At 44.3% G+C, this 7,026-nt stretch carries 4 protein-coding genes; 3 read left to right on the forward strand and 1 reads right to left on the reverse strand.

The features are described from left to right. Positions 1 to 392 precede the first annotated feature (392 nt). A complete protein-coding gene (locus AC3A8L_RS18535; RefSeq protein ID WP_487963765.1) occupies positions 393 to 575 on the reverse strand; it encodes a DUF6435 family protein in 183 nt (60 codons plus the stop codon). A 313-nt stretch (positions 576 to 888) separates the two neighbouring features. On the opposite strand from AC3A8L_RS18535, the gene AC3A8L_RS18540 reads away from it, so the two are divergent. From AC3A8L_RS18540 to AC3A8L_RS18550, 3 genes are all read left to right on the forward strand, one after another. Then, positions 889 to 2,031 (forward strand): methyltransferase domain-containing protein, encoded by a 1,143-nt coding sequence (locus AC3A8L_RS18540; protein ID WP_487963768.1) that lies wholly within the window; start codon positions 889 to 891, stop codon positions 2,029 to 2,031. 221 nt (positions 2,032 to 2,252) lie between these two features. Then, positions 2,253 to 3,407 carry an exonuclease SbcCD subunit D gene (locus AC3A8L_RS18545; RefSeq protein WP_487963766.1) on the forward strand — a complete coding sequence of 385 codons (1,155 nt, stop codon included), beginning with the start codon at positions 2,253 to 2,255 and terminating at the stop codon, positions 3,405 to 3,407. Next, entirely contained in the window at positions 3,404 to 6,487 is a 3,084-nt protein-coding gene (locus tag AC3A8L_RS18550) for an AAA family ATPase (RefSeq protein WP_487963767.1), read from the forward strand. The genes AC3A8L_RS18545 and AC3A8L_RS18550 overlap by 4 nt, the downstream gene beginning before the upstream one ends. The last annotated feature ends 539 nt before the right edge of the window (positions 6,488 to 7,026 follow it).

A 7,026-nucleotide genomic window follows, 5' to 3' on the forward strand; every position in this document is an offset into this window, starting at 1 on the left:
AGAAAAAAGCCCAACGCTGTATCTTATATTGCTGGGCCTGTTTTTAGTAAATTATCAATCAAGGATTAAGCCAGCACCTTCGGATGAAAGTGCGAGAATAAGCCTACTGTTTTCGTAGCTGTTATAAAAACGGGACATCTAGTTCGATCTAACAGTGAAGAGCTCTAAGGGGCGCCAACTATTCCCCCTGTGTACTTCAACAGCTCCTCCGCGTAAAGACAGTCGAACCTTTTTTCTAGCATGCGGCCCGGACTCTCCCCCCAACGGAGACATTGACCTAGACGATTCTCGAAGGAATGATGCTCATGCATCACCACTTTGAGAGGCCGCGATTAATTACAATCATAGCTATGTAGCAACCTCAGAAGCTCCCACTTACTTAATATATTTGTCTACTCTGCCCTCAACTTATCCAAGCGCACCCCTATAGCTTCCGCCCTGCTGGTGATTTCGGAATAGCTTTTTATATCACCATTACGCTGCGCACTCATGGCCTCCTTGAGTAATCTGTCATAGTCTTTTTGAAGCGCTTCCAGCTCACTGCCTTTACGATTAAATAGGTTGAATAACTTCATACCCTTAGCCTTACTCTAACTCGGTCCAAATAACGGAAGGCAACATCCCCTCCAGCGCTTTACTGCCCATAATACGTTCGAAATTAACAAATGGCCCTACCCTCTACATCAGGGGCCACACAGTGGCACAGGAAAGGCGTCATCTTCGCCACCCACCTGTTACTGCCACACCAAATACAGAACACCATACCACTCTGGCGGATATACCCGCGGCTTTGCTTATTAAGCAACTTGGTCTATAAGTCTATACAGTAGCTGAGTGTCTTTAGTCACCTTAATGCCCATACACAAAGAGGAGTGAAGCGTGAAGAAAATGGAATACCAAGCGCGTAATTGCGATTGCTGCGATAGCCAAGAGCTGGAGCAGGTTTGGAATTACGATCGTACATGCAAAACCCGGAACAATAGCTTTCAGTGGACGGTAAATAACGTTATCTGCCAAGCATGTGGCTTTGCTTTTGTCTCACCGGTTCCTACAGATGAGAGTCTAGCGCTTTATTATGGGGACTCTTTCAGCATTTATGCCGGCCAAGAAATTGACTACTCTATCGACAAACGCCTAAACGTTATTAAGTTCTGCCAGGCAAAAATACAAGCTACCCGTTACCTTGAAACTGGCAGCAACAATTCACCAGAGTTCATAGATAAACTATCTAGCGTCATAACCCACATTGAAACCGTAGAACTAAACGAAGACTGTAGCAGCACCTATAACACCCTCGCCGACGTTCCCCAAAACAGCCAGGAAATTATTGCATCCTATTTTGTATTGGAACATATCCCCAACCCAAAGAGTTTTTTAGAGACCTGCTACAGCTTACTCATCGATAATGGCTTTTTAATTATCGAGGTTCCAAACCTTAATCTGTACCCTAAAGACCCTGCCGGCTTAATGCTTTATGAGCACCTCAATCATTTCTCCCCCGCCACACTCATGGCACTGGCAAAACGATGCGGCCTAGAAACAACAAACATAAGCTTATTAGAGTGTAGCCGCGGCTTTGGATTTGTTGCGGTATTTCAAAAAACAACAAAACTAAGCACCCCACAAGAAACCACCAACAACTTTGAACTCTTACAAGCTAGGGCCTACATGCGTGAAGGCCGCTCCATAATCGAAGCTTTTCATGATCGCATTGCCTCTGCACAATTATTGCTAAAAGATTCGGATAAAAATATTGTCATTTGGGCAGCCAACGAAATTTGTAGCTTATTGCTCACAGACACTCCATTAAGCCAAACCACAACCATTGTTGATGCCGACCCAAGAAAATCAAACTACCTATCTCCAATACCGGTTTACCTGCCGCAGGAAGCTATCGAACAAATCAAACGTGCCGATATTTTCATCATCAACACCAACCGGCATGCAACAGCAATCAATAACTGGATTTGTGAAAATGCTGGGCGAGAATCCTCTAGAGATAAATTTGTGATTTTGGATTATCTTGATTAAGCCCCTCAAGCATCCAATGCAGAGTTAACCCAAAGATATATTGCAGCAATCCACTACATAGATATTAAGCGCACATGTAGCGCCAGCAACGGAGAGGCGACTTAAGCGATTAAAACTGTGTGGACAACTTGAACCCCCTTACCCCTCACCCCTCACTGCACAGCCACCCACTTGCTAAGCCGCAGCCCAACAGGTACTGTCGTCAATTTTTGGCGCTGCGTATGAAGTTTTTGCACACATCCGACTGGCATCTTGGCCGGCTTTTTCACAATGTTTCTCTGCTAGAGGACCAAGCGCATGCCCTGGCTCAAATCGTTGCTCTTGCCGTAGAGCATGCTGTCGATGCGGTGCTAATAGCCGGTGACATCTACGACCGGGCTGTGCCTCCCGCCAGCGCTATTGCACTGCTCGACGAAACACTGCATTGCTTAAGTCATACCCATAACATTCCCGTTATATTAATCAGCGGCAATCACGATAGTCCTGAGCGCCTGGCTTTTGGTGCGCGTCAATTAGCTAACCAGAATATTCATATCCTTCACCAACTTAAAGACAGCCACAAGCCCGTCATTATTAAAAGTGCCAATGAGACGACTGCCATCTACGGCATTCCCTACCATACGCCCGAGCAAATACGCAGCGACTTTCAAATCCCTTGCACAACGTTTGATCAAGCACAGCGCCATATGCTGGAACAGATTTTATCGCAGCCAACGCCTACCGATTTTCAAATACTGATGAGCCACTGTTTTGTCGATGGTGCCGATGCGTGTGACTCAGAAAGGCCGCTATCCATAGGCGGTGCCGACCGTGTTTCAGCGTCGCCGATGTTAAACTTTGATTATGTCGCTCTTGGCCACTTACATGGCCAGCAGCAGCGTGGAGCAGCCCACATTCGCTACAGCGGGTCACCCTTAAAATACAGCTTTTCTGAAGAAAACCACAACAAGGCGGTAACGCTCGTCGAGCTACAAAAAGGGCGGGCGGCAACAAGCCAACAGCTTGCTATTAAACCCTTACGTAATATGCGTACCCTAACGGGGAAAATCGGAGATTTAATCGCCAACGGTAAAAGCGACCCTCATCGCGAAGATTATCTTGCAATCACCCTCACAGACGAACATGCGATTTTAGATGCAATGGCCAAACTGCGCAGCGCTTACCCAAACGTATTGCTATTGGAAAAAACATTTTTGCAGCGCGAACAGCAACTGCCCCAAGGCACCCAACGCTTACAAAAAAATACCTTAGCCATGTTTCAAGATTTTTACCAAGAGCTACAAGGGGCAAGTTTAAGCGGCGAGCAAGAAAAGTATCTTGAGCAGGTATTAACAGATATCAATGCGAACACCGCTAAAGGCGAAAAGTCAGTATGAAACCGTTACAACTATCATTACAAGCTTTTGGCCCTTTTGCACAACAACAAACGTTAGATTTTTCACAGCTTGGACAATACCCGTTATTCCTAATTAACGGCGCCACTGGGGCCGGTAAAAGTACTCTGCTCGATGCTATGTGCTTCGCACTTTATGGTCAAACCAGCGGTAAAGAACGCGATGCCGCACAAATGCGCTGCGACCACGCCGATAACAATACCACTACTGAAGTCAACTTTATCTTTTCAATCGGAAAAGAAATTTATCGTATTTATCGCATGCCAGCACAAGAGCGCGCCAAAGCACGCGGCGAAGGGACAACAACGCAGCAAACAGAAGCTTCGCTATGGCACCTCGGCAGCACAAGCGACAACATTGATTTTGCACCCGAAATTACGGGCAAGTTAATCATTAGCAAAAGCGCGCAGCAAGTTAACCAGAAACTTATCGAGCTACTCGGTTTAAATGTTGAGCAATTTCGACAAGTGATGATTTTACCGCAAGGTAAATTTCGCGAATTTTTATTGGCAGACTCAAAACAGCGTGAAGATATATTCACCACACTGTTCCAAACAGAGATCTACACCCAGCTACAAGACCAGCTCACTAAGAATGCTCGCCATATTGAAGCGCAGTACGAGAAATTAAAATTAGAGCACAAGTTAGTATTAGAAAGTATTAACGCAGAAGATAATGATGCATTAGTTACACTATTAGCGCAGCAAAAAATCACAACACAAAAAGCACTTACAACACTCGAACAAGATAAAGTCTTGCGCGACACAACCAACAACACACTGCAACAAGCCGACACACTGAACAAACAATTTGGAATTTTAAAGAACCATCAAAAAGAACACGCTGCATCATTAAGCCAAAAGCCTGAAATACAATTACTTGAGCAACAATTCCAGCAGAGTTTATCGGCAGATAAAATTAGTCACATCAAAGAATCGCTTAATGGCTTTAACCAGCAGAAACAGCAAGTAATGCAAGAAACCTCCGTATTGAAGGACAGCGTTACACACCAACACACTGCCGTTACCGCTGCTACGTCTGCGCTAGAAAAAGCTCAGCAAGCTGTTACAACATCCGAACCCATTAGCGCCGAGATATTTCGTTTACAGCAGTTACAGCCCAATGTTGCCAACCTAAATAATGCAACAGAGCAATACCGTTTGTTACTGCAAAAATATAACAGCGCTAATGAGCAGCTTCAAAAAGAAACATCAAAGCTAACCACCCACAAACAATCACTCAATGAAACAGAGAAAACACTCACTGAATGGGAAAAAGTTAGCTATCAACTACCCGTACTTATCGCAGAAAGCGAAAAGCAGAAGGTTCGAATTCAGCAACGCGAAAAATGGCTTACACTTAATTCAAACATTGAACTCAACCAAACGATTATAGACCAACACGTAAGCAAACTTAGTGTGCTGAAAAAACAAGGCTTACAACAAAAAGAAAATTTAAATAAAACAGAATATAACTGGCATACACAACAAGCAGCGGTGCTTGCTGCCACGCTTAATAAAAACCACCCTTGCCCGGTATGTGGCAGCCTAGAGCATCCAACACCAGCGCAATACGATTCAGCAGAAATCATTAGTACCGACACAGTCAACGCGGAACGCGAACAGCTTGAAAATTTACGAACTGCCTACGCCCAACAGCACCACACATTAACTGAACTACAAGCACAACAACAGCAAGTTTTAAAAGAAAAGACCGCATTAGATAGCCTAATAGGAAATCCCGAATATTCATTAGAAGAAGAACAGAATCAATACAACCTTCAACTTAATGAAATTAATAGCGTTAGCCATCAAGTTAATGACATCCCAAAACTACAGAAAAAAATAGAGTTACTACAACAAACAATTACTGGCACCGAAGCTTCCTGCAATAGTGCGCAAGCACAATGCCACAACCTAAACACTGAGCTCATTCGCGCCACAGAAAAAAAAGAACAGCTTGAACAAACAATACCGGAAGACCTTCGGGATAACGCCACCTTACAACAGCGCATTACTCAGCATCAAAAACAGCTTACAGACATTAAAGCTCAAGAAGTCATCTGCCAAAAAGCACTAGAGCAAGCTCAGCTACAACTCAACACGCAGACCATTACACTGCAAGAGCAGGAAAAAGCCCTTCAATCACTTCAGCAACGAACAGAACAAGAAACTAGCCGCTGGCATACAGCACTAGAACAAAATGGTTTTACAAATGAAGAAGCGTTCACACAAGTACAACGTAGCGAAGTGCAACAAAATAACCTGAAGGAACGCATTGATGCGTTTAACCAAAAAACACATCAACTAGAAACTTTAATACATAATCAAGAATCGTTACTTGAAGGGCAGATTATCCCCGACATAGTAAAGCTCAGTAACGATTTTGAACTTTCAGAACAACGCTACCAAGCACAACAACACCAGTGGCAACAACAACAATCCAGCCTAGAAAACCTATTACGCGCGGATAAAAAATTAAATACAATTGCAAAACAACGACAAGCAGCCGATAAGGAGTTTGAGTTACTGGGCACCCTAGCCCAAGTTGCTAACGGTAAAAATCCACAAAAAATTAGCCTGCAGCGCTTTGTGCTTGGCGTGCTATTAGATGATGTATTAATTGAGGCCAGCCAACGCTTAATTAAAATGAGCAAAGGTCGCTACCGACTTTTGCGCAATAACGACCGAGCCAAAGGGAATCGCGCATCTGGCCTTGAGTTATTAATTGAAGATAATTACACCGGCGTCACTCGCAGTGCCGCGACGCTATCAGGCGGAGAATCTTTCTTAGCAGCACTAGCACTCGCCTTAGGCTTAAGCGATGTTGTGCAGGCCTATGCTGGCGGCATTCAATTAGATGCTTTGTTTATTGATGAGGGCTTTGGCAGCTTAGATCAAGAAGCGCTAGACCTCGCCATAGATACATTAATGGAGCTACAGAGCAGCGGGAAAATGATTGGTATTATTTCCCATGTAACGGAGTTGAAGGCACAAATGGCATTACAGGTTGAAATCACAAGCTCACCGAATGGGAGCACCTTAAACATAAAAACAGGGTGAAGATACAGACCTGTACGACCCTATATATCTAGTATTAGTGCCTTAGAGCCGCGCATGAAATAACTTCCCGTTTTTGAATTTCTGGGTGCACGCTTGCCTTCGTTAACAATATTTGCAATAGCCGGCTATTACGCCATATTTTCGCCTCGCCAAGCAAGCACCCAAAAAACCAAACTCCAGCAATTTATTTCGTGCACGCCCCTTAGACTCCGTAGGTATGTTGCGGAAACTGCCCGAAGAGCTTTAGATGCCTCGATAAAAAGCAGAACCCTGCGACCAAATTGGACCTCCTCCCTAATAACATCCATCTTAATAATATTGTAACTATTCAGCCATCGTATATAGGCTGGCAAACTGATCATTTCGCCTTTTGGGTGAGCATTATTTCGAACCCACCTGAATAGCTACATAATATTAAGCCCACCCTTTAACATCCCTTAGGGACGAGGCAGTAATAGTTTATCCAATTAGGCGAAGAGATCGACTTTCTTATCGAGGCGCTTAAAGGGGCGCATGCCGGGGCCTATATGGACATAGGT

The sequence above is a fragment of the Marinagarivorans sp. genome (genome assembly GCF_982758155.1).